16 protein-coding genes are annotated in these 19,169 nt (G+C 62.5%); 15 read left to right on the forward strand and 1 reads right to left on the reverse strand.

Translation table 11 applies throughout. The features are described from left to right. Positions 1 to 504: DUF1329 domain-containing protein (locus tag AC30NL_RS13255; protein WP_489464469.1), on the forward strand; the 504-nt coding region annotated here is incomplete at its 5' end. 108 nt (positions 505 to 612) lie between these two features. After that, a complete protein-coding gene (locus AC30NL_RS13260; RefSeq protein ID WP_489464470.1) occupies positions 613 to 6,195 on the forward strand; it encodes an AAA family ATPase in 5,583 nt (1,860 codons plus the stop codon). Between the two features lie 634 nt (positions 6,196 to 6,829). On the opposite strand, the gene fliE is transcribed toward AC30NL_RS13260, so the two are convergent. After that, entirely contained in the window at positions 6,830 to 7,156 is a 327-nt protein-coding gene (gene fliE / locus AC30NL_RS13265) for a flagellar hook-basal body complex protein FliE (RefSeq protein ID WP_489464471.1), read from the reverse strand. 205 nt (positions 7,157 to 7,361) lie between these two features. Between fliE and fliF the strand changes: the two genes are divergently transcribed. The 13 genes from fliF to fliR all read left to right on the forward strand — a co-directional run bounded on the left by fliF (position 7,362) and on the right by fliR (position 19,107). Continuing rightward, complete coding sequence (gene fliF, locus AC30NL_RS13270) at positions 7,362 to 9,017, forward strand: flagellar basal-body MS-ring/collar protein FliF (protein ID WP_489464472.1); 1,656 nt, start codon at positions 7,362 to 7,364, stop codon at positions 9,015 to 9,017. Between the two features lie 28 nt (positions 9,018 to 9,045). Then, positions 9,046 to 10,041: a flagellar motor switch protein FliG gene (gene fliG / locus AC30NL_RS13275; protein WP_489464501.1), complete on the forward strand. Its 996-nt coding sequence runs from the start codon at positions 9,046 to 9,048 to the stop codon at positions 10,039 to 10,041. Positions 10,042 to 10,136: 95 nt separating this feature from the next. After that, positions 10,137 to 10,871, forward strand: coding sequence for a FliH/SctL family protein (locus AC30NL_RS13280; RefSeq protein ID WP_489464473.1), 735 nt, complete (start codon positions 10,137 to 10,139; stop codon positions 10,869 to 10,871). 79 nt (positions 10,872 to 10,950) lie between these two features. After that, positions 10,951 to 12,375: a flagellar protein export ATPase FliI gene (gene fliI / locus AC30NL_RS13285; RefSeq protein ID WP_489464474.1), complete on the forward strand. Its 1,425-nt coding sequence runs from the start codon at positions 10,951 to 10,953 to the stop codon at positions 12,373 to 12,375. A 62-nt stretch (positions 12,376 to 12,437) separates the two neighbouring features. Next, positions 12,438 to 12,914 carry a flagellar export protein FliJ gene (fliJ, locus tag AC30NL_RS13290; protein ID WP_489464475.1) on the forward strand — a complete coding sequence of 159 codons (477 nt, stop codon included), beginning with the start codon at positions 12,438 to 12,440 and terminating at the stop codon, positions 12,912 to 12,914. Between the two features lie 30 nt (positions 12,915 to 12,944). Further along, positions 12,945 to 14,234 (forward strand): flagellar hook-length control protein FliK, encoded by a 1,290-nt coding sequence (locus AC30NL_RS13295; RefSeq protein WP_489464476.1) that lies wholly within the window; start codon positions 12,945 to 12,947, stop codon positions 14,232 to 14,234. Between the two features lie 233 nt (positions 14,235 to 14,467). Further along, positions 14,468 to 15,079 (forward strand): flagellar basal body-associated FliL family protein, encoded by a 612-nt coding sequence (locus AC30NL_RS13300; RefSeq protein WP_489464477.1) that lies wholly within the window; start codon positions 14,468 to 14,470, stop codon positions 15,077 to 15,079. A gap of 8 nt (positions 15,080 to 15,087) precedes the next feature. Continuing rightward, on the forward strand, positions 15,088 to 16,092 hold the full coding sequence (gene fliM / locus AC30NL_RS13305; RefSeq protein ID WP_489464478.1) for a flagellar motor switch protein FliM: 1,005 nt from the start codon (positions 15,088 to 15,090) through the stop codon (positions 16,090 to 16,092). Beyond that, positions 16,082 to 16,543 (forward strand): flagellar motor switch protein FliN, encoded by a 462-nt coding sequence (gene fliN / locus AC30NL_RS13310; RefSeq protein WP_489464479.1) that lies wholly within the window; start codon positions 16,082 to 16,084, stop codon positions 16,541 to 16,543. Before fliM ends, fliN begins: the two co-directional genes overlap by 11 nt. A 274-nt stretch (positions 16,544 to 16,817) precedes the next feature. Beyond that, positions 16,818 to 17,177, forward strand: a complete 360-nt coding sequence (locus tag AC30NL_RS13315) for a FliO/MopB family protein (protein ID WP_489464480.1) — start codon at positions 16,818 to 16,820, stop codon at positions 17,175 to 17,177. Positions 17,178 to 17,193: 16 nt separating this feature from the next. After that, on the forward strand, positions 17,194 to 17,949 hold the full coding sequence (fliP, locus tag AC30NL_RS13320; RefSeq protein ID WP_489464502.1) for a flagellar type III secretion system pore protein FliP: 756 nt from the start codon (positions 17,194 to 17,196) through the stop codon (positions 17,947 to 17,949). 65 nt (positions 17,950 to 18,014) lie between these two features. After that, the gene (gene fliQ, locus AC30NL_RS13325; protein ID WP_489464481.1) at positions 18,015 to 18,284 is read left to right on the forward strand and encodes a flagellar biosynthesis protein FliQ; all 270 of its coding nucleotides are present in this window, start codon (positions 18,015 to 18,017) and stop codon (positions 18,282 to 18,284) included. A 61-nt stretch (positions 18,285 to 18,345) separates the two neighbouring features. Beyond that, the gene (fliR, locus tag AC30NL_RS13330; RefSeq protein WP_489464482.1) at positions 18,346 to 19,107 is read left to right on the forward strand and encodes a flagellar biosynthetic protein FliR; all 762 of its coding nucleotides are present in this window, start codon (positions 18,346 to 18,348) and stop codon (positions 19,105 to 19,107) included. The last annotated feature ends 62 nt before the right edge of the window (positions 19,108 to 19,169 follow it).

A 19,169-nucleotide genomic window follows, 5' to 3' on the forward strand; every position in this document is an offset into this window, starting at 1 on the left:
AGTGACGAGGGTTTTCTATTCATCGGCAATCTGGATCGATACGACTGGAAGCTGGTGGGCAAGAAGGAGATGTTCGTGCCCTATAACACCCAACGCTTTCATCTGGCGAAGGTGAATCAGGTGCTCGGGCCACGGCATCTCAATCCGGACCAGATGCGATGGGAGTTGCATCGGGTGTGGGTGGTGGAGGCCACCTTGGCGCCAGGCAAACGTCATGTGATGCCGAAGCGGCGCTTCTATCTCGATGAAGACAGCTGGCAAGCATTCCTCTCCGATGGCTGGGATGCGGGTGGTCAGCTGTGGCACGTCGGGCACGTCATCCCTGTGCTGGCCCCCGAACAGCCGGGTGCAGTTGTTGTGACGCACGTCTTCTATGATCTGTTAAAGGGCGGATACGCGGCTATCAACCTGTCCAATGAGCAACAACAGCAATACCGAGTCGTCGTGCGTCGGCCGGAAGATTATTTTTCCCCGGCCGCGCTTGTATCCGAAGGAATTCGGTAATCTGGCATTTCTTCGTTCGTCGAACCGGTATGCGGACAGTCAGTTCAAGTTTGTTGGTGGATTCGAATCAAAGTCGTAAGCCTGACACGAACCCGTTGAACGGCGGCCATGACTGAAAGTTATCAAGTACTGGAACACCTTGGCACGACAGCGGATGCCCATCTGTATCGCGCCCGGCATCTGGACACCGGCAAGCCGGCCCTGCTCAAGCGCTTCGATCCGGACAATGGCAGCGCCATCACCCCCACCCATTTCAGGGATGAATACGCGCTGCTGCAATCGCTCGATATTGTCGGCCTCATCCAACCGGCTGCCTTGATCAGTGAGGGCGAACATCTGACGATGACGCTGGACGCGCTGGACGACTTCGCAGGCGAATCGCTGGAGTTGTTTCTGGGGCGGCATCCGCGCCTGGCATGGCCCGTCTGCGTGGATATCGCCGGCCAACTCGCGCAGACCCTGGCCGGCGTGCATGCGGCCCGCATAATCCATCGCGATATCCGCCCCGCCAACCTCCTCGTGGCCCGAGAGAGTCATCGCGTCCTGCTGGCCGATGTCAGCCTCGCCACCCGCGAGGGTCAGGCTTTTTCATCCGAGGGTCGCGCCGCCCGACCCACCGACTGGGCTTATCTGTCACCCGAACAAACCGGACGCATGCATCGCGAGGTGGATTACCGTACCGATTTCTATTCGTTCGGCATCACGCTGTATCGCATGCTGACCGGCCAGTTGCCGTTTGCCGCGAACGATGCGCTGGAGTGGACGCATTGCCATATCGCCCGCATCCCGACTCCCCCGCACGACATCGCACCCGACGTGCCGCAGCCGATCTCGGACATTGTGATGAAGTTGCTGGCCAAGCTGCCGGAAGACCGGTATCAAAGCATGCACGGCGTGCACGCCGATCTCGATCGGTGTCTGGCGCAGGAGCGCTCATCCGGACGCATCGTCCCCTTTCCGCTGGGAGCCGAGGATTTTTCAGACCGGTTCCAGATCCCGCGCAAGCTCTATGGGCGCGAGCAGGAAATCGCGGTGCTGCTGGCCGCGTTCGATCGCATGGCGGCAACCGGCCAGGCGGCGCTGATCACAGTCTCGGGCTACTCGGGCATCGGCAAGTCCGCGCTCGTCGGTCAATTGCATCGACCGATCAAGGAACAGCGCGGCTACTTCGTTGCCGGCAAATTCGACCAGTACCAGCGCGACATCCCGTACGCCACCCTCGCGCAGGCATTGCGCGACCTGGTGCAGCAACTGCTGGCCGAGAGCGAGGAGCGCATTGCCGGCTGGCGGCAACAGATTCAGGCCGCCGTCGGCGTCAACGGCCAGTTGATCGTCGATGTCTTGCCGCAGGTCGAACTCATCATCGGCTCGCAGGCGCCGGTCGCGGCGCTGCCGCCGGCCGAGGCGCAAAACCGATTCCGCCTCGTGTTTCAGCGCTTCGTGGCAGTGTTCGGCAACCAGGAACACCCGCTGACGCTCTTCCTCGACGACATGCAGTGGGCCGATGCGGCCAGCCTGCAATTCATCGAGCACCTGCTAACTCAGCCGGACACGCGTTTCCTGCTGTTGATTGCGGCCTACCGCGACAACGAGGTCAATGCCGCCCATCCGTTGACGGGCACGCTGGAAGCGATCCGCGACAGCGGCGCCACCATGGTGGGCATCCGGCTTCCGCCGCTGTCCTGCATGGATCTAAACCAACTGATCGCCGACACGCTGCATGCGCCATTGTCCTCCTGCGAGCCGCTCTCGCGGGTGGTCTTCGAGCGTACCGAGGGCAACCCGTTCTTCTTTACCCAGTTCCTCGATGCCTTGCACAAGGAAGGGGTGTTGCGGCACGATCCACAAGCGCATGCGTGGCGCTGGGATCTCGATCAGATCAGGCGCCGGGATTTCGCCGACAATGTGGCCGACCTGATGGCCGGCAAGCTGCGGCGGCTACCCCAGCCGGCGCAGGAAACGCTGCAACTGGCCGCCTGCCTGGGCAACAAGTTCGACCTGCGCCATCTCGCGCTGGTCGGCGCACTGGCCGAAGACGAGACCGGGCAGCGCCTGTCGGCGGCGGTCCATGAAGATTTGATTGTGCTTGCCAACGGTCATGGCAAATTCCTGCACGACCGGATTCAGCAGGCCGCGTATGCCTTGACACCCGAAACGCGCCGTGCCGAAGTCCACCTGCACATCGGCCGCACGCTCGCCGCGCGCCTGACCGCCGACGAAATCGACCGCCATCTGTTCGACTTGGCAAATCAATTCAACCGGGGCGCCGAGTTGCTGACCGACCCGGACGAAAATGCGCGGGTGGCCGAAATTCATCTGCGCGCCGGGCGCAAGGCCAAGGCGTCGGCGGCGTACGCATCGGCCTGCAGCTATCTGTCGGCCGGCATGGTCTTGTTCGACGAGGCGGATTGGAAAAGCCGGTATGAACTGCAGTTTTGCCTGTGGCTCGATCGCGCGGAATGCGAACTCTTGCGAGGCGACTTCGACACCGCCGAGCGGCTCATCGCCACGCTGCTGCGCACCGCCACTTCGAAGCTCGATCTGGCAGCTGCCTACCGGCTGAAAGTCGACCTGCACCTCATCAAAGCGGAGAACACGCAGGCCATCGAAAGCGGACTGGCGTGCTTGCGCGAATTCGGGATCGACCCGCCGTCGCATCCGACCCAGGATCAGGCCCGGCGCGAGTATGAGCAGGTGTGGCAAGCGCTGGGCGAGCGGTCGATCGAGAGCCTCATCGACTTGCCGCTGACAACCGATCCGGAGATCCAAGCCGCCATGGATATCCTCGCGGTGCTGGCACCCGCGATAAACTTTCTTGACCCCCAATTGCTTTCCCTGCTCACTAGCCGGGTGATGAACCTGGGCCTGCGTCACGGCATCACCGGTGCATTCGCATGGGCCTGCGGCAGCTTCGCAGCGCTCTGCGGCCACTTTAAGCGTTACGCCGAAGGCTATCGTTTCAGCAAGCTCGGCTGTGTACTTGTCGATAAGTACGGTTTCGCTAGCTACAGGGCAAAGGCCTACCTCATTGCGGCGATCAATGCCGGGTGGACCCAAGCGCTCAACGTGCCGATCGAATTGTCTTCGGTGGCTGTCCGGGCGGGGATCGAGACAGGAGATTTTTTCTACGCTTGCAACGCCTGGGTCAATATTGCCCAAACATATCTCCTGCAAGGCGCTCCCCTCGACGCCGTATGGCATGAGTCGGAAAAGTGCCTGGAATTTGCTCGAAAAGTGAAATTCCAGGATGGGGTGGACATGATCGTCAGCCAACAGCGCTTCATCGCCAGTCTGCAGGGCAAAACCGCAGGCCTGTCCTCCTTCGACGATGTACGGGCGCAACCGGAGACGTCGGGCGGCAAGTCGTTCGATGAAGCGGCGTTCGACGAGGCGGCGTTCGAGGCGAGACTGGCCGAGGGCCGGACCTCCAGAGTGGTTTGCCGGTACTGGCTCCTCAAGATGCAGGGATGCTTCCTATCGGGCGACCATGTCGCCGCTCGCGTGGCGGCCGAAAAGACGGAAGCGCTGTCGTGGAGCATGACCTCCATGTCCGTGTTATTGCTGGACTACCATTACTACGCCGCGCTGGTCATGGCAGCCCGCTACGAGAGCGCGTGCGCCGACGAGCAGCGCGAATGGCGCGCACTGTTGGCGGCGCATCAGGCGCAGTTGCGCGCTTGGGCGCAGACCTATTCGCCCACGTACCACGACAAGTTCGCGCTGGTCTCGGCCGAGATCGCCCGTCTCGAAGGGCGCGATGCTGAAGCGATGCGCCTCTACGAAGACGCCATGCAATCGGCCCGCGAGAACGGCTTCGTGCAGAACGAGGCGATCGCCAGCGAAGTGGCCGCAAGGTTCTATCTGGCGCGCGGGCTCGCGCGGCCCGCCCATCCTTATCTGGAACAGGCGCGCAGCTGTTATGCGCGCTGGGGCGCCGACGGCAAGGTACGCCAGCTCGACGAGCGCTATCCGCAATTGCGCGAACGCAGGGGGCGCCCTCCCGCCACCCCGGCCGAAGGAGAAACCCAGCTGGATCTGCTGTCGGTGACCAAAGCCTCGCAAGCGATCTCCGGCCGCATCGTGCTCGACGAAGTGATCGACACCCTCATGCGCATCATGCTCGAAAGCGCAGGAGCCCAGACCGGCCTCCTGCTGCTGGCCCACCATGACGATCTGCTGCTTGCTGCCGACGCAAACGTCGCGCAGCAGAGTGTGCAGGTGCGGCTGCATTCCGGGCCAACGTCACCTGAAATTGCCTTGCCCACGGCCATCCTCAACTACGTCCGGCGCAGCCTGGAACAGGTGTTGCTGATGGATACTTGCGCTTCCCATCCCTTTTCAGCAGACCCTTACTTTTCACAACACCACCCCAAATCCCTTCTGTGTCTGCCCATTCTCCGGCAATCCGAGCTGATCGGCGTACTCTACCTGGAACACAACCTCGCCACCCATGCCTTCTCCCCGGACCGGGCCAAGGTGCTGGAACTGCTGGCCAGCCAGGCCGCCATCTCGCTCGAAAACGCCCGGCTCTATACCGACGTGCGTGAACGGGAAGCACGGGTCCGGCAACTGGTCGAATCCAATATCATCGGCATCCTTTTCTTTGATGTGCACGGCGGCATCAGCGAAGCGAACGATGCACTGTTGCACATGCTCGGCTATAGCCGCGACGACCTGTTGTCCGGAACATTGCAATGGACCTTCCTTACTCCGGCGACCTACCGCTCCCTTGATGAACAGAAGACGGCCGAAATGCGCGCCACCGGCAAATGCACGCCGTACGAAAAGGAATACATCCGCAAGGACGGCAGCCTGGTCCCGGTGTTGATCGGTTTCACCCTCCTCGAAGGCTCGCAAGAACAAGGCTTCGCGTTCGTGCTCGACCTGACCGAACGCCGGCAAGCCGAAGCCGAACGCACCGCCCGCAAGAGCGCCGAAGCGGCCAATGCCGCCAAGAGCGCGTTCCTGGCCAACATGAGCCACGAGCTGCGCACCCCGCTCAACGGCATCCTGGGCTATGCCCAGATCCTTCAGCGCGACCAGACACTGGGCGAACGGCAGCGAGCCAGGGTGAACGTGATCCGGAAAAGCGGCGATCACCTTCTCAGACTCATCAATGACATCCTGGATCTGGCCAAGATCGAAGCCGGCAAGATGGAGCTCTACTTCACCGACCTGGAGCTTCCCAAATTCGCGCGCACCATTGTCGAGATCGTTGACGTCAGAGCGGCACAGAAGGGTCTGGCGTTTGTCTGCGACATCGCGCCGGAGGTCCCCCTGTGGATCCGGGCTGACGAAGGACGGCTGCGACAAGTGCTGCTCAATCTGTTGTCCAATGCCGTCAAGTTCACCGATTGCGGCGAGGTCGCGCTGCGGGTGCGCGCCGTGTCGCCTTCGCGGCTGCGCTTCGAGGTGCAGGATACCGGGGTCGGCATCGAAGCTGCGCAATTGGACGCGATCTTCCTGCCGTTCGAGCAAGTGGGCGAGGAACAGCGACGTCTGGGCGGTACGGGTCTGGGCATGGCGATCAGCCAGCAATATGTACGCCTGATGGGGGGCGATATCCGAGTCGCGAGCCAGCCCGGGCAGGGCAGCACCTTCTGGTTTGAGCTGGAGCTGCCTGTGGTGGGGGCGGGAGTTTCGGCGAAGGCTGACCAGATTGTGAGCGGCAGTCTTGCCAATGAGGTGTGATCCTGAATACGAGAGTGCGCTGCGGCGCGGCAGGCATGGCGGTTCTGCGCCGGCTGCTTGAGGGCTACAGCCCGAAACAGGTGGTCGAAGTGAAGACTTGAGCGCCGGTGGAGGACTGCGCTCAACGCCTAGAAGTCAATGGCGGATCGCCGGCATCCGAGTCGCTGCCAATTGCAAGTTCGAATTGGCGAACGCTGCTGGAACCTACGACGGGGCGAACACGCGAAGTGACCGAAGTATTGCCGGCCGACGTCCGCGCTGGCCGTGCCCGCTAACAGTTCAGCGCAGGCCGCCAACTTGTGCAGGTCACGAGGGGCGTTGGAGCGGAAGCTGTGGCCACTGACAGCGTCGGCGCACAACTCCATTCGGCTCACTCGCGTCACCTTCCCCGCATGATCGAGGGGATCCGGGATTCTGCCGCCACGCTGTCCGGCACCTGGCTGGGGTTGCAAAGCCTCGCGGACCCGAGCAAAGTCGGCTCCGCGATTGCGTTCTTCAGAGAGGCGGTGGTGAAGGGAAGACCACCCCCTAGGCGCAAAGCGCAGCCATAGCCCTGGCTATGGCGAGCATTTGCAACGACGAGCAGGGGGCTTTTGGCGTGATGAGCGGGCATGATCGAAATACTCTCAGCCTTTTAGATCGACATGTTCATGATGTCCGAATAAGCCTGCACCAGCTTGTTGCGAACCTGCAGCGTCGCCTGGAACCCGATCTGCGCTTTTTGCATCGCAACCATCGTCTCTTCGATGGACACCGTCGGGTTGTCCATCTGGACTTGCCGCTGCATCTCAGCCGCCTGGTTCTGTGAAGAACTCACGCCTTTCAGCGCCTGGGTCAGGGCGGAAGAGAAGTCGGCGCCTTGCACCGCCTTGCCCTTGTTGACGGGCAATCCGTTCGTGTCGAGCCCGGCGCGGGCGACGGCTTGCGCGAAATCGAAGGGTTTGAGGCTGGTGACGTTCATGACGTGCTCCTGAAGAAGGCTTCTTCGGGTGTGCAAATGCTACTGGAGCCCTGCCCCGGCCATGGCCGCGAACTGGGGCCAGTTTGTCGGGCTGTTCACGGCTTCTTACACACTCAAGTTGCGAATAATCGACTCATCCAAGGGGTCGCTTCGCAGCGGCTTATTCGGGCCGATATTTCGGCTCACAGAGCAAGCAGCCAGGCAGATGGACAACGCAATCGCCATAAAGAACCCGACAGCTGTGATCGCAAGCGACAGCTTCGGTGCACGGCTGCAAGCTTTGCCGGGTCGCAGCAAGTTCGCACTTGGCCTCGGCCTGATCTCCCTGGTGGGCGTCGTGCTCGCCATGACGATGTGGAGTAGCCAGGGCGACTACAAGGTTCTCTACGCCAACCTGTCCGACAAGGACGGCGGCGCAATCATTGCGCAGTTGTCGCAGATGAACGTCCCCTACAAGCATGCAGACGGCGGATCGGCCATCCTCGTGCCTGCGGCCAAGGTCTACGACGTGCGACTCAAAATGGCCGCTGCCGGGTTGCCAAAGGGATCGGTTGCCGGCTTCGAACTGATGGACGGCGCCCGTTTCGGCCAAACGCAGTTTCAGGAACGCCTGACCTTCCAACGCGGCCTCGAAGGCGAATTGACCCGCTCGATCACAGCGCTGGCTGCAGTGCAAAGTGCGCGAGTCCACCTCGCGCTGCCTAACCAGAACGGCTTCTTTCGCGAACAGCAAAAGCCAAGCGCTTCCGTGCTGTTGACTCTGCACCCAGGCCGCACGCTCGACCGCTCGCAAATCGCGGGCATCGTGCACCTGGTCGCGAGCAGCGTGCCCGAGATGAACCCGAAGGCGGTGAGCGTACTGGACCAGACCGGCGCCCTGCTCTCGTCCTCGGAAGGCAACAACGGAGCAGGCCTCGACGCGCAGCAATTGCAGTATGTGAATCAGATCGAGTCGGGCTACAGCAAGCGCATTTTCGACTTGCTCGAGCCCGTGATCGGTCGCGAGAACCTGCGTGCCACCGTGACCGCCGACGTCGACTTCTCTCAAACCGAAGCCACCTCGGAAGAGTTCAAGCCCAACCAGGGCCAGAACGCGAGCACGTCCATCCGCAGCCAGCAGACCACCGAACAATCGGGCGGGACGGCGGCACAGCCGAGCGGCATTCCCGGCGCGGCATCGAACCAGCCGCCGGTACCCGCCACCGCTCCCCTCACAGGCGCCGCACAGCCGCTGCAGGCCGCGCAAGGCGGTGGTGCAACGAACAACAGCCGCCGCGACGCCGTCACCAACTACGAAGTCGACAAAACCGTTCGCGTGACACGCAATGCGACGGGGACCGTGAAGCGTTTGAACGCCGCGGTGGTCGTCAACAACCGCAGCGTCACGGATGCCAAGGGCAAGACCACGCAGGTCGCGCTCACTGCCGACGAGATGGACAAGCTCACCGCCCTCGTGCGCGAAAGCATCGGCTTCAGCAAGGATCGCGGCGACTCGGTCAAGGTGATCAATGCGCCCTTCAAGCTCGACCCGACCACGAAAAACGACTTGCCCTGGTGGAAGCAACCCGAGGTGGTCGACATGTTGCGCGCTGCCGCCGTGCCGGCCGCCCTGGCACTCGTTGCCATGCTCGTGTTCTTTGGTCTGATCCGCCCAACCATGAAAGCCTTGCTGTCAAGGCCAGAGCCGATACCCGGCGAGAACCTGAACGTGGTGGCCGATGACCTCGTGCTGCCGGCGCCTCCTCGCATCGAATCGCCGCGCTCGACCGAGCAACTTCTTGGCGCGCGACAACTGGCCAAGGAAAACCCTGCGGCGGTGGCGAGCATCGTTCGCGGTTGGGTGAGTGGCGAGAGCACATGAGAACGCCAAGGTTGCCCAAATGAACTCCATGGACAATCAAGGCGTTGAGGACGCAGCCATTCTGCTGATGTCGCTTGGCGAGGAAGAGGCTTCCGAGGTCTTCAAGCATCTCGCGCCGAAAGAGGTACAGCGCCTGGGCGAAACCATCGCCAAGATGAAGGCCGTGACGCGTGAGCGCGTCGACAATGTGCTCGAGAAATTCTCGGTCCTGGCCGGCGATCAGAGCATGCTCGTTGCCGACACCGACGAATATGTGAAGACTGTGTTGCGCAAGGCGCTGGGTGACGACAAGGCCAATTTGCTGCTCGATCGCATCCTGCAAGGCAGCGACATCAGCGGCATCGAGAGCCTGAAGTGGATGGACGCGAATTCGGTGGCCGAGTTGCTGCGCAACGAACACCCGCAGATCGTGGCGGCCATCCTCGTGCACCTGGACCACGACCAGGCGTCTCAGGTGCTGAAGGTCTTCACCGAACGCCAGCGCAACGAAGTGCTGGTCCGCATTGCCACGCTCGACGGCATCCAGCCCTCGGCACTGAAAGACCTGAACGAAGTGATGAGCAAGGTGCTCGCCGGCGGCGACAAGCTGCGCAAGACCTCGCTGGGCGGCGTGAAACCGGCCGCTGAAATCATCAACATGATGGGTGCAAGTGTCGAGACTGCCGTGCTCGACTACATCCGCGAAGCCGACAACGAGCTCGCGCAGAAGATCATGGACAACATGTTCACCTTCGACGATCTGGAAAAGGTGGACGACAAGGGCATCCAGGCTCTGCTGAAGGAAGTGCAGTCCGAGTCGCTCGTCATCGCGCTCAAGGGCGCCACGCCCGAAATGCGCGAGAAGGTGTTCAGGAACATGTCGACGCGTGCGGCCGAAACGCTGCGCGAAGACCTCGAGTCGCGCGGCCCGGTGCGTGTGTCCGAAGTCGAATCGGAACAGAAGGAAATGCTGAAGGTCGTCCGCCGCCTGGCAGACGAAGGGCAGATCGTGTTGGGCGGCGGCAGTGACGATGAGTACCTCTGACCTCGTCGTCACTGCCCTCCTCCCTTGCGCCCTGGAAGATGGGCAGCGTGTTGTGTGTCATAGAAAAGATTGCCCCCGGGCTATGAATGGTCGCCGTGAATAAGCCTAAGTCGTCAGTCAGGAATGTGCCTGCGCCGGAGGGTGCAAAGCCTTCGGTGTATGCCCGCTTCATTCCGCGTGAGGAGTTGGGCTCATTCGCGACGTGGAGCCCCGGCACGATCGGTGGCGCGGGCAAGGAGACGCCGCAGTCGGGCGTGTTCCGCGCGCCGCCGCCGGAGCCTGAAAAGCCGCCGATGCCGGACATCGGTGCACAGCTGCACGCAGCGCGGCAAGGCGGTTATCAAGATGGGTACCGCGACGGACTCGCGGCACTCGAACAGTTCAAGCAAAGCTTTGCTGCGCAGATGTCGACACAGATCGGGCAGCTCGTGCAGTCGTCCGGGCTGGCGCTCGATGCATTGGAGCAGGACATGGCGCACGCGCTGGCCGTGACTGCCATTCAGCTCGCGCGGCAGATCGTGCGCAGCGAATTGATGGCTCAGCCGCAAATGGTGGCGGGAGTCGCGCAGGAAGCGCTCGACAACTTGCTGATGAGTGCGCGGCAGATCACGGTTCGCGTGCATCCCGACGATCACGCTCTGGTGGCGCAAGGCGCAGCGGAAGTGTTGGCTTCGCGCGGGGCGAGGTTGTTGGCCGATGTGTCGATTGCGCGCGGTGGTTGTCTTGTGGAGTCGGACATCGGCGTGGCCGACGCGAGCATCGCGGCAAGGTGGAAGCGGGCCCTGGTGTCGCTCGGGCACGAAGAGCCTTGGGAGACGCCGGATGAATAGCGCAGACATCCAGGGTGATATCCGGGGATGTGCTTTCCCGCCAACGCCCAAGATCTGAATTCACCACGGCCACGAAGACATGATCACATCCCCGCTTGAATCGCGCGCCCTCGCCACCGCAGAGAAATGGCACCGCTATCTCGCGGACATGCAACGCTTCTCCGCCGATCCGAATCCGCTCGAAACGCAGGGCCTGCTCATTCGAGTGTCCGGCCTGGTGCTCGAAGCTGCAGGCATCCGCGTCCCCGTCGGCTCCGTCTGCGAAGTTCGTCAGCCCGGCCAGCCGCCCGTGCTTGCCGAAGTCGTGGGCTTCAACGGCGAGCGCACCTATCTCATGCCCACGAGCGACGTTCACGGCCTCGCAAGCGGCGCCCGCGTCGTGCCCAAGCAAGCCCCCGTCGTTCCCATGCGCCTCGGCGCGCCGCACCACCCCTGGCGCCGCAGCGAAGACCGCACGCTTCATCTACCCGTCGGCGACGGGCTGCTCGGACGTGTGGTCGATTCCACCGGCCACCCGATCGACCGCAAGGGCCCGATCGAGGCAGTGCACAACGAACCCCTCATACGCCGCCCGATCAACGCCATGGACCGCGACCCGGTTCGCCGGCCGTTGGACACCGGCGTACGCGCGATCAACGCAATGCTCACCGTCGGGCGCGGCCAGCGCATCGGCCTGTTCGCCGGCACCGGCGTCGGCAAGTCGGTGCTCCTGGGCATGATGGCCCGCTACACCGAAGCCGACGTGATCGTGGTCGGGCTGATCGGCGAGCGCGGCCGTGAAGTGAAAGAGTTCATCGAGGACATCCTCGGCGAAGAAGGCCTGCGCCGTTCCGTTGTCGTGGCTGCTCCTGCCGATGCGCCGCCGCTGACTCGCATGCAAGGTGCGAACTACGCGACCGCGATTGCCGAACATTTCCGCGACCGCGGGGCCCACGTGCTGCTGCTGATGGATTCGCTCACCCGTTATGCGATGGCGCAACGCGAAATTGCGCTGGCCATTGGCGAGCCGCCGGCCACCAAGGGTTATCCACCGAGCTGCTTCGCTAAGCTGCCCCAACTCGTGGAGCGCAGCGGCAACGGACTCGAAGGCGGCGGATCGATCACCGCCTTTTACACCGTGCTGTCCGAAGGCGACGACCAGCAAGACCCGATCGCCGATGCGGCGCGAGGCATTCTCGACGGTCACATCGTGTTGTCGCGCGAACTGGCCGAAGCTGGTCACTACCCGGCCATCGATGTCGAGAAATCGATCTCCCGCGTGATGACCAACGTGGCCGATGGCCCGCATGTCGATGCGGCCCGCCGTTTCCGCCAGCTCCATGCCCGACACAACAAGGCGCGCGACCTGATTCAACTGGGCGCCTATGTCCCGGGCCATGACGCCGAACTCGACATGGCCGTGCGGCTGAACCCGCTGATGATGGGTTTGCTGCAGCAAGACATGAATGAATGTGCCCCGTTGACGATGTGCGTGAGCCAGCTTCGTGCCGTCGTCCAGGCCTAGTGCAGTGTTCCACGCGGGAACACTGCACCAGAGGCTGAACCCAACCACCAGTAAAGAGAGACATGAACCCTATGCAACCGCTGATGGCCCTGCTCGCACTGACCGAACGCGAACGCGACGAGGCCTGGGCACAAATGCAACAAGCATCGCAATCGCACCAAGCCGCTGTCGCACAGTTGGACCAGTTGCTGGCCTATCGCCGCGAGTACGAATTGCGCTGGGCAACGCAGTTCAAGAGCGAGGGCCGCATGGAACTCGTGCACTGCTACCGCGGTTTCATGGAGCGGCTGACACAGGCCGTCGAACAGCAGCAGCGCGTGTGCAGCCATGGGCAGACGCATGTGCAGCGCACACGCGCCAAACTTGCGGAAGAGGAAGTGCGTGTGGCTTCGGTGCGCAAATTGATCGAGCGCCGCGCGCGGGAGTTGCGCCTGGCGGCCGATCGCCAGGACCAGAAGCAGACCGATGAATTCGGCTCGCGCATGGCCTGGGGCTATGCGGGTTCGGCCTTTGGCATGGGCACGTCGCACGCCGCCTGATCATTCACTGAAAAACTTCGACGAGCAGCCATGCAAATCGCCAGCACCACGAACGCGTCACCCCTTGCGGTGGCCCCTGCCATGCCAGGCGCGAACGGACTGACCGGCGAAGACAGTCCGTTCGGCAAGATCCTGTCGGCGCAGAAGCAGCCGGCGGCAAAGCTCGGACATGCACAGTCGACTCGCTCGGACAGCAAGCCTGAAGCGAAGGTGGAGTCGGCCTCCAAGGGGAATGAACCTGCCAAGACCGAGGTCCCGGAGACTGATGCCAGTCAGGCGCCTGCTGCTGCGCGTCGCGGCACGGCACGCAATGCGCCACGGCTGTCCGCTCATGGCCGGGACGCGGCCAAGCCGCAGGCACACGCGAACCCTGTCGAAGGCAACGCTCGCGGGAAGGACAGCGCGAAAGACGTCGACAAAAAGGACACGGACCCGAATGCGGCTGCCTCGATGAATCTCCCCCCGGCGATGCCAGCGGCGATGCCACCAGCGTTGCCGCAGACTGCCGGCGACTCAGCGTCAGCGACGGCCATGCCAGGCGCGGGAGCGTTGCCTTTGAGCACATCCACGGCCACCGCGCTTCCCGCCGATGAGGCGGTTCAATCCACTGCCACTGCAGCGCGTGGTGCGCAAGAGGCGGCACGCGTCGATGCGGACGATGCCAAGCGAGACCTCAAATTCGCCGACGCAGCGGCCTCGGTCGCCGAAGCTTCCGAATTGGCGCGACGCGTGTCCGGCGACGAACAGCTCATCGGCCGCAAGGACTCGCAAGAACGCGTGGAGCAACGCCTGGAAGTGCCGTCACTGCGCGAGCTGGCGAGCACGAGCCACGTGGCTGCGGCGCACAGTGCACCCCAGGTCGAATCCGCTGCACCGCCCGTGTCGGTGACGGTAGTCACACCCGCGACATCGCCCGAATTCAACGAAGCGCTCGGAGTGCAGGTGGGCGTGCTCGCCCGCGACGGGGTTCAGCATGCAGAGCTGCACCTGAACCCTGCCGACATGGGTCCTATCTCGGTACAGATCGCGCTCGACGGCACGCGGGCGCAGGTCGATTTCGGTGCCGATTCGCTGGCGACGAGGCAGATCATCGAGTCCGGGTTGCCGGAGCTGGCGTCGGCGTTGAGGGATGCAGGTTTCACGCTGGCCGGCGGCGGGGTGTCACAGCATTCTCGCGGGCAGGCGGATCGAAAAGGCGGGGAACTCCGGCCCGGTGCGTCTTCGTCGCGCCGGGTGAATGGCTCGAACGACGTTCAGTCGGCACCGACCCGCCGCTCGACCGTGAGGATGTCACAGGGCGGCGTCGACCTCTACGCATAAGAATCCGCGCACGCTAGTGTCGCGTCAAGCCTGTGTTCCACGCTATGCAATAAGACCGATGGATTTGTGTATTGCTCCGTCTCCACGGAGGAAGCCATACCGATCCCGACACAGAGCCCTGATTCCCCCCCTTATCCCTCAATCCGTTTCGGCGCCCAAAGCGACAATTTCTCCATATCACCTGCCCGTGGATGGCCAAGGCCATGCGCAGGCGACGCCCCCAAGGAGAAACCATGTCAGCTGCTGCCGCCGAGACCGTCGTTGAAGACGTCGGCGCGACTTCGCCTCGCAAAAAGAAGAAACTTGTCATCCTGATTGCCACAGCCGTGCTGCTGGCCGGGGGCGCGGGTGGCGGCGCCTTGGTCTGGAAGAAAAAACGCGCTGCGGCCGAAGCTGCGGCCAACAGCGACGAGGTCGAAGAGGGCGCGGCAGCCCACCACGCCGCGCACAAGAACGAACATGGCAGCCCGCCCGCCTTCTTGCCGCTGGACCCCTTCGTCGTGAACCTCGCCGACCACGAGGCCGAGCGCTATGCGCAGATCGGCCTCACGCTCGAGCTCTCAGACCCCAAGTTCGCCGACCAGTTGAAAGCCTACATGCCCGCGATCCGCAATGGCGTGCTGCTGGTGCTCGCGCACAAGACTTCGCAAGAACTGCTGACACGCAACGGCAAGGAAAAGCTCGCCGCTGAAATCATGCGCGAAGCGGTGAAACCGCTGGGCATTGAACTCGATGGTGAGTCTGAAGGCGACAAGGGCGAACCGGCCGAGGGAAAAGGCAACAAGGCCTCGATGGAGGACAGTCCCGTGCGCCACGTCCATTTCTCGAGCTTCATCATTCAGTGAGCCACTGAATGAACCAGCAAATCCTTTCGCAGGACGAAGTTGATGCACTCCTGCAGGGCATCACCGGCGAAAGCCAGAAGCTCGAAACCGAAGAGGTCGAGGCCGGGGGCATACGCGACTACAACATCGCGAGCCAGGAACGCATCGTTCGCGGGCGCATGCCCACGATGGAAATCATCAACGAGCGATTCGCGCGCAACGTGCGAATTGGCTTGTTCAACTTCATCCGCAAGAGCCCGGAAATCTCCATCGGCGCGACCAAGGTGCAAAAGTACAGCGCCTTCCTGCGTGAGATTGTGGTGCCGACCAACTTCAACATCGTGAGCGTGCGGCCCTTGCGCGGCTCGGGCCTGATCGTGTGCGATCCGACGCTTGTGTTCGCCGTCATCGACGCGCTCTTCGGCGGTGCCGGCAAGTACCACACTCGGATCGAAGGCCGCGATTTTTCACCGACCGAGCAGCGAATCATCACGCGCCTGGTCGAGGTGGTGACGACCGAATACCGCAAGGCCTGGACGGGCATCTACCCGCTGGAACTCGAATACCAGCGTTCGGAGATGCAGCCACAGTTCGCCAATATCGCAACGCCCAGCGAAATCGTGGTGGCCACCTCGTTCACACTGGAAATCGGCGACACGACGGGCACCATCCACTTCTGCATTCCGTATTCGACGCTCGAGCCAATCCGCGACGTTCTTTACTCAACGATCCAGGGCGACAGCAACGAGCCCGATCGCCGCTGGGTGAACCTGCTCAAGCAGCAGATCCAGTCGGCCGAGGTGGACCTGGTGGCAGAACTTGCCACCGCACCCGCCACCGTCGAGCAGCTGCTGTCGTTCAAACCTGGTGACTTCATCGAACTCGATCTGCAACCCGCCATCCACGCGAAGGTCGCAGGGGTGCCCATCCTCGAATGCCACTACGGCACCTCCAACGGCAAGTACGCCTTGAAGGTCGATCAACTGTTGACCAGCTCGAACCTCGGCTGGCTTGGAGACCAGAATGCCACCTGACAATTCCGCCCTGCCCAGTGGAGAGATGAGCGCCGAGGACGCGATGGCGGCCGAGTGGGCTGCCGCGCTCGCCGAAGCCCCCCCCGCCCCCGCCGGCTCTTCGGGCGGAATGCAGACACAGGCCGAACAGGTCGCACCGGCGTCGTTCACCAACTTCGCGCCCACCAGCGGCTCGACAGCGGGCAACGACATCAACATGATCCTGGACATCCCCGTGCAGCTCACGGTGGAGCTGGGTCGCACGCGCATTCCGATCAAGCACATCCTGCAATTGGCGCAAGGCTCGGTGGTTGAGCTCGAAGCCATGGCCGGCGAGCCCATGGACGTGCTGGTGAACGGCTACCTGATCGCGCAGGGCGAAGTGGTCGTGGTGAACGACAAGTTCGGCATCCGCTTGACGGACATCGTGACGCCGAGCGAGCGCATGCGCCGATTGAGCCGGGGTGGGTGAATCATTTCCATGGGCACACCGTATGCGTTCACACCAGCCGTTGGCCTTCTCTCACTTTGGGGTGAACTTATCTTCTTCCGGCTCACCCTCACCCCGTTCGCGCTCACCTTCACCCCGTTCCGCTCACCTTCACCCCGTTCGCGCTGAGGTATCGAAGCGCCCGCCCCCTTGGTGACGGCTTCGATACCTCAGCCGACCCTTCGATACCTCAGGGCGAACGGTCGTTTGGGCGCAGCTCGAACGGATCCAGACACAACATGACAAGCGAAATCAAATGAATTCCTCCGGCCTCTCCTCTCTCATCTGGTTCTTCGCCATCGTTGCGATGATTCCCGTCGCCCTGCGGCTGCTCAAGCGCACACACATGGGCGGCACCACCGCGCCTGCCGTGATGCGCAGCATTGCCGTTCTGCAGATTTCGCAGAACCAGAAGCTGGTGACAGTGGAAGTGGGCACGGGCGAAGAGCGGCGCTGGCTGGTTCTTGGCGTGACGCCACAGCAGATTTCCACCTTGCACACCATGGCGCCCCAAGACGAAGCCATTTCCATCCCTGTGCGCGCAATTCCCCCGATGCCGTTCACACAGTTGCTCGACAAGTTGCGTCAGTACAAGGGATCCGCACGTGACCGCTGAGACCCAGCTTTTTTCTCTGCGCGCCCGCCGCACACTAGTGGCCGGCTTGTCGTTGTTGTCGGCCATTCCTTGCGCGGCTTTAGCGCAAACCAGTGGCGGCGCGAGTCTTCCCCTGGTGATCGGCCAAGGCGCGGGCGGCACGAGCTATTCGGTGCCGGTCCAGACGCTGCTGTTCTTCACCGCCTTGAGCTTCCTGCCTGCGGTGCTGCTGCTGATGACGGGGTTCACCCGCATCGTGATCGTGCTCAGCCTCATGCGCCAGGCCATCGGAACTCAAGCCGCACCGCCCAATCAGGTGATCGTGGGCCTGAGCCTCTTCCTCACCTTCTTCGTCATGGGCCCGACCATCGACAAGGTGTACGCCGAGGCCTACCTGCCGTATTCGGAAAACAAGATCGCCTTCGACGAAGCGCTCAAGCGTGGCGAGGTGCCGATGCGTGCCTTCATGCTCAAGCAGACTCGCCAGGCCGACGTGATGCTCTTCGCCAAGCTCGCCAAGGTCGACCCCAGCGTGAAGTCAGCCGACGTGCCCTTCAAGGTGCTGGTTCCTGCCTTCGTGACGAGCGAGCTCAAGAGCGCATTCCAGATCGGCTTCCTGATCTTCATTCCATTCCTCGTCATCGACATGATCGTGGCAAGCGTGCTGATGAGCCTGGGCATGATGATGTTGAGCCCCGTGCTCGTGGCCCTGCCCTTCAAGCTGATGCTGTTCGTGCTGGCTGACGGCTGGAACCTGCTGCTCGGGTCCCTTGCTGCCAGCTTTGCTGTCTAGTACTGCGTTTCACTGCGGCCCGCCCCACTCAACGACACATTCCCTCTGCACCTTTCATACACAACATGGACTCACAAGCCGTCTTCACCTTCGGTCAGCAGGGCCTCTATTTGCTGCTCATGGTTTCCGCCCCGGTGCTGATCACCGTGCTGCTGGTGGGCCTCGTGGTCAGCATCTTCCAGGCGGCCACGCAGATCCATGAAGCGACCTTGTCGTTCGTGCCGAAAATCGTGGCGGCGGTGGCAGTGTTGGCCATCGCAGGACCGTGGATGTTGACGACCCTGGTCGAATACATCCAGCGGACCTTGCAGTCGATTCCGGGTGTCGTCGGCTAAAAGCCAGGGAATCGTCCCCACCTTCCGCACTTCACCTCCGCATTTCATATTTCACCGAGAAATGCTGACCTTTACCGAAGCGCAAGTCCTCGCTTGGGTCAGCCCGGTGTTGTGGCCGTTCCTGCGCGCGCTGGCGCTTTTCGGGGCGATGCCGGTGCTCGGGCAGCGGGGCGTGCCGATCCGAATTCGCGTTGCGCTCTCCTTCCTCATCGCCATCTGCGCGCAGGCTTCGCTGCCCGCGATGCCGGTCGTGCCGCTCGACACCGGTCTGGCCATGCTGCTGCTCATCCAGCAAATGCTCATCGGCCTCACCCTCGCCTTCGCCGCACGCATCGTCTTCGCAGCCGTTGAATTCGCCGGCGAATTGATCGGCCTGCAGATGGGCCTGAACTTTGCCGGCTTCTTCAACCCAATGACGGGGGGCGAAGCCACTGCGGTCAGCAGGTTCTTCGGCATCTCCATCAGTTGGCTCTTCATCGTGATCAATGGGCACTTGCTGTTGATCTCGGCCGTGGTGCAGAGCTTCAGCGTCTTTCCGGCCGGGCCCGAACCTTTTGCTTTTCTGCGTGCGCTGCAGCCGCAGACGTGGGGCATCGAAATCTTCCGCCTGGGTCTGTGGATCGCGCTGCCGCTCGTGGCGATGTTGCTGTTCGTCAACCTGGTGCTGGGCATCATCTCGCGTGTCGCGCAGCAGATGAACATCTTCGCGATCGGCTTCCCGATCACCTTGGGCGTCGGCCTGGTGGGGGTGCTCCTGACGCTGCCCTTGATGCAGATGCCGTTCACGATGGCGCTGGAACGCCTGCTCTCGAATTTCCAGTAGCAAATGCAACCATAGATTTTCTTTGACACACCTCGGGAATTCCCGATGCGGACGGCACGACC

Origin of the sequence: Rhizobacter sp. (genome assembly GCA_021153565.1) — a bacterium.
Taxonomy (GTDB): domain Bacteria; phylum Pseudomonadota; class Gammaproteobacteria; order Burkholderiales; family Burkholderiaceae_C; genus Albitalea.

Coding starts and splice junctions, on each gene's coding strand:
- fliR (WP_489464482.1), top strand. CDS start 18,346: ATGCTGACCTTTACCGAAGCGCAAGTCCTCGCTTGGGTCAGCCCGGTG.
- fliN (WP_489464479.1), top strand. CDS start 16,082: ATGCCACCTGACAATTCCGCCCTGCCCAGTGGAGAGATGAGCGCCGAG.
- fliM (WP_489464478.1), top strand. CDS start 15,088: ATGAACCAGCAAATCCTTTCGCAGGACGAAGTTGATGCACTCCTGCAG.
- fliQ (WP_489464481.1), top strand. CDS start 18,015: ATGGACTCACAAGCCGTCTTCACCTTCGGTCAGCAGGGCCTCTATTTG.
- fliJ (WP_489464475.1), top strand. CDS start 12,438: ATGAACCCTATGCAACCGCTGATGGCCCTGCTCGCACTGACCGAACGC.
- fliG (WP_489464501.1), top strand. CDS start 9,046: ATGGACAATCAAGGCGTTGAGGACGCAGCCATTCTGCTGATGTCGCTT.
- fliE (WP_489464471.1), bottom strand. CDS start 7,156: ATGAACGTCACCAGCCTCAAACCCTTCGATTTCGCGCAAGCCGTCGCC.
- AC30NL_RS13300 (WP_489464477.1), top strand. CDS start 14,468: ATGTCAGCTGCTGCCGCCGAGACCGTCGTTGAAGACGTCGGCGCGACT.
- fliI (WP_489464474.1), top strand. CDS start 10,951: ATGATCACATCCCCGCTTGAATCGCGCGCCCTCGCCACCGCAGAGAAA.
- AC30NL_RS13295 (WP_489464476.1), top strand. CDS start 12,945: ATGCAAATCGCCAGCACCACGAACGCGTCACCCCTTGCGGTGGCCCCT.
- AC30NL_RS13260 (WP_489464470.1), top strand. CDS start 613: ATGACTGAAAGTTATCAAGTACTGGAACACCTTGGCACGACAGCGGAT.
- AC30NL_RS13315 (WP_489464480.1), top strand. CDS start 16,818: ATGAATTCCTCCGGCCTCTCCTCTCTCATCTGGTTCTTCGCCATCGTT.
- fliF (WP_489464472.1), top strand. CDS start 7,362: ATGGACAACGCAATCGCCATAAAGAACCCGACAGCTGTGATCGCAAGC.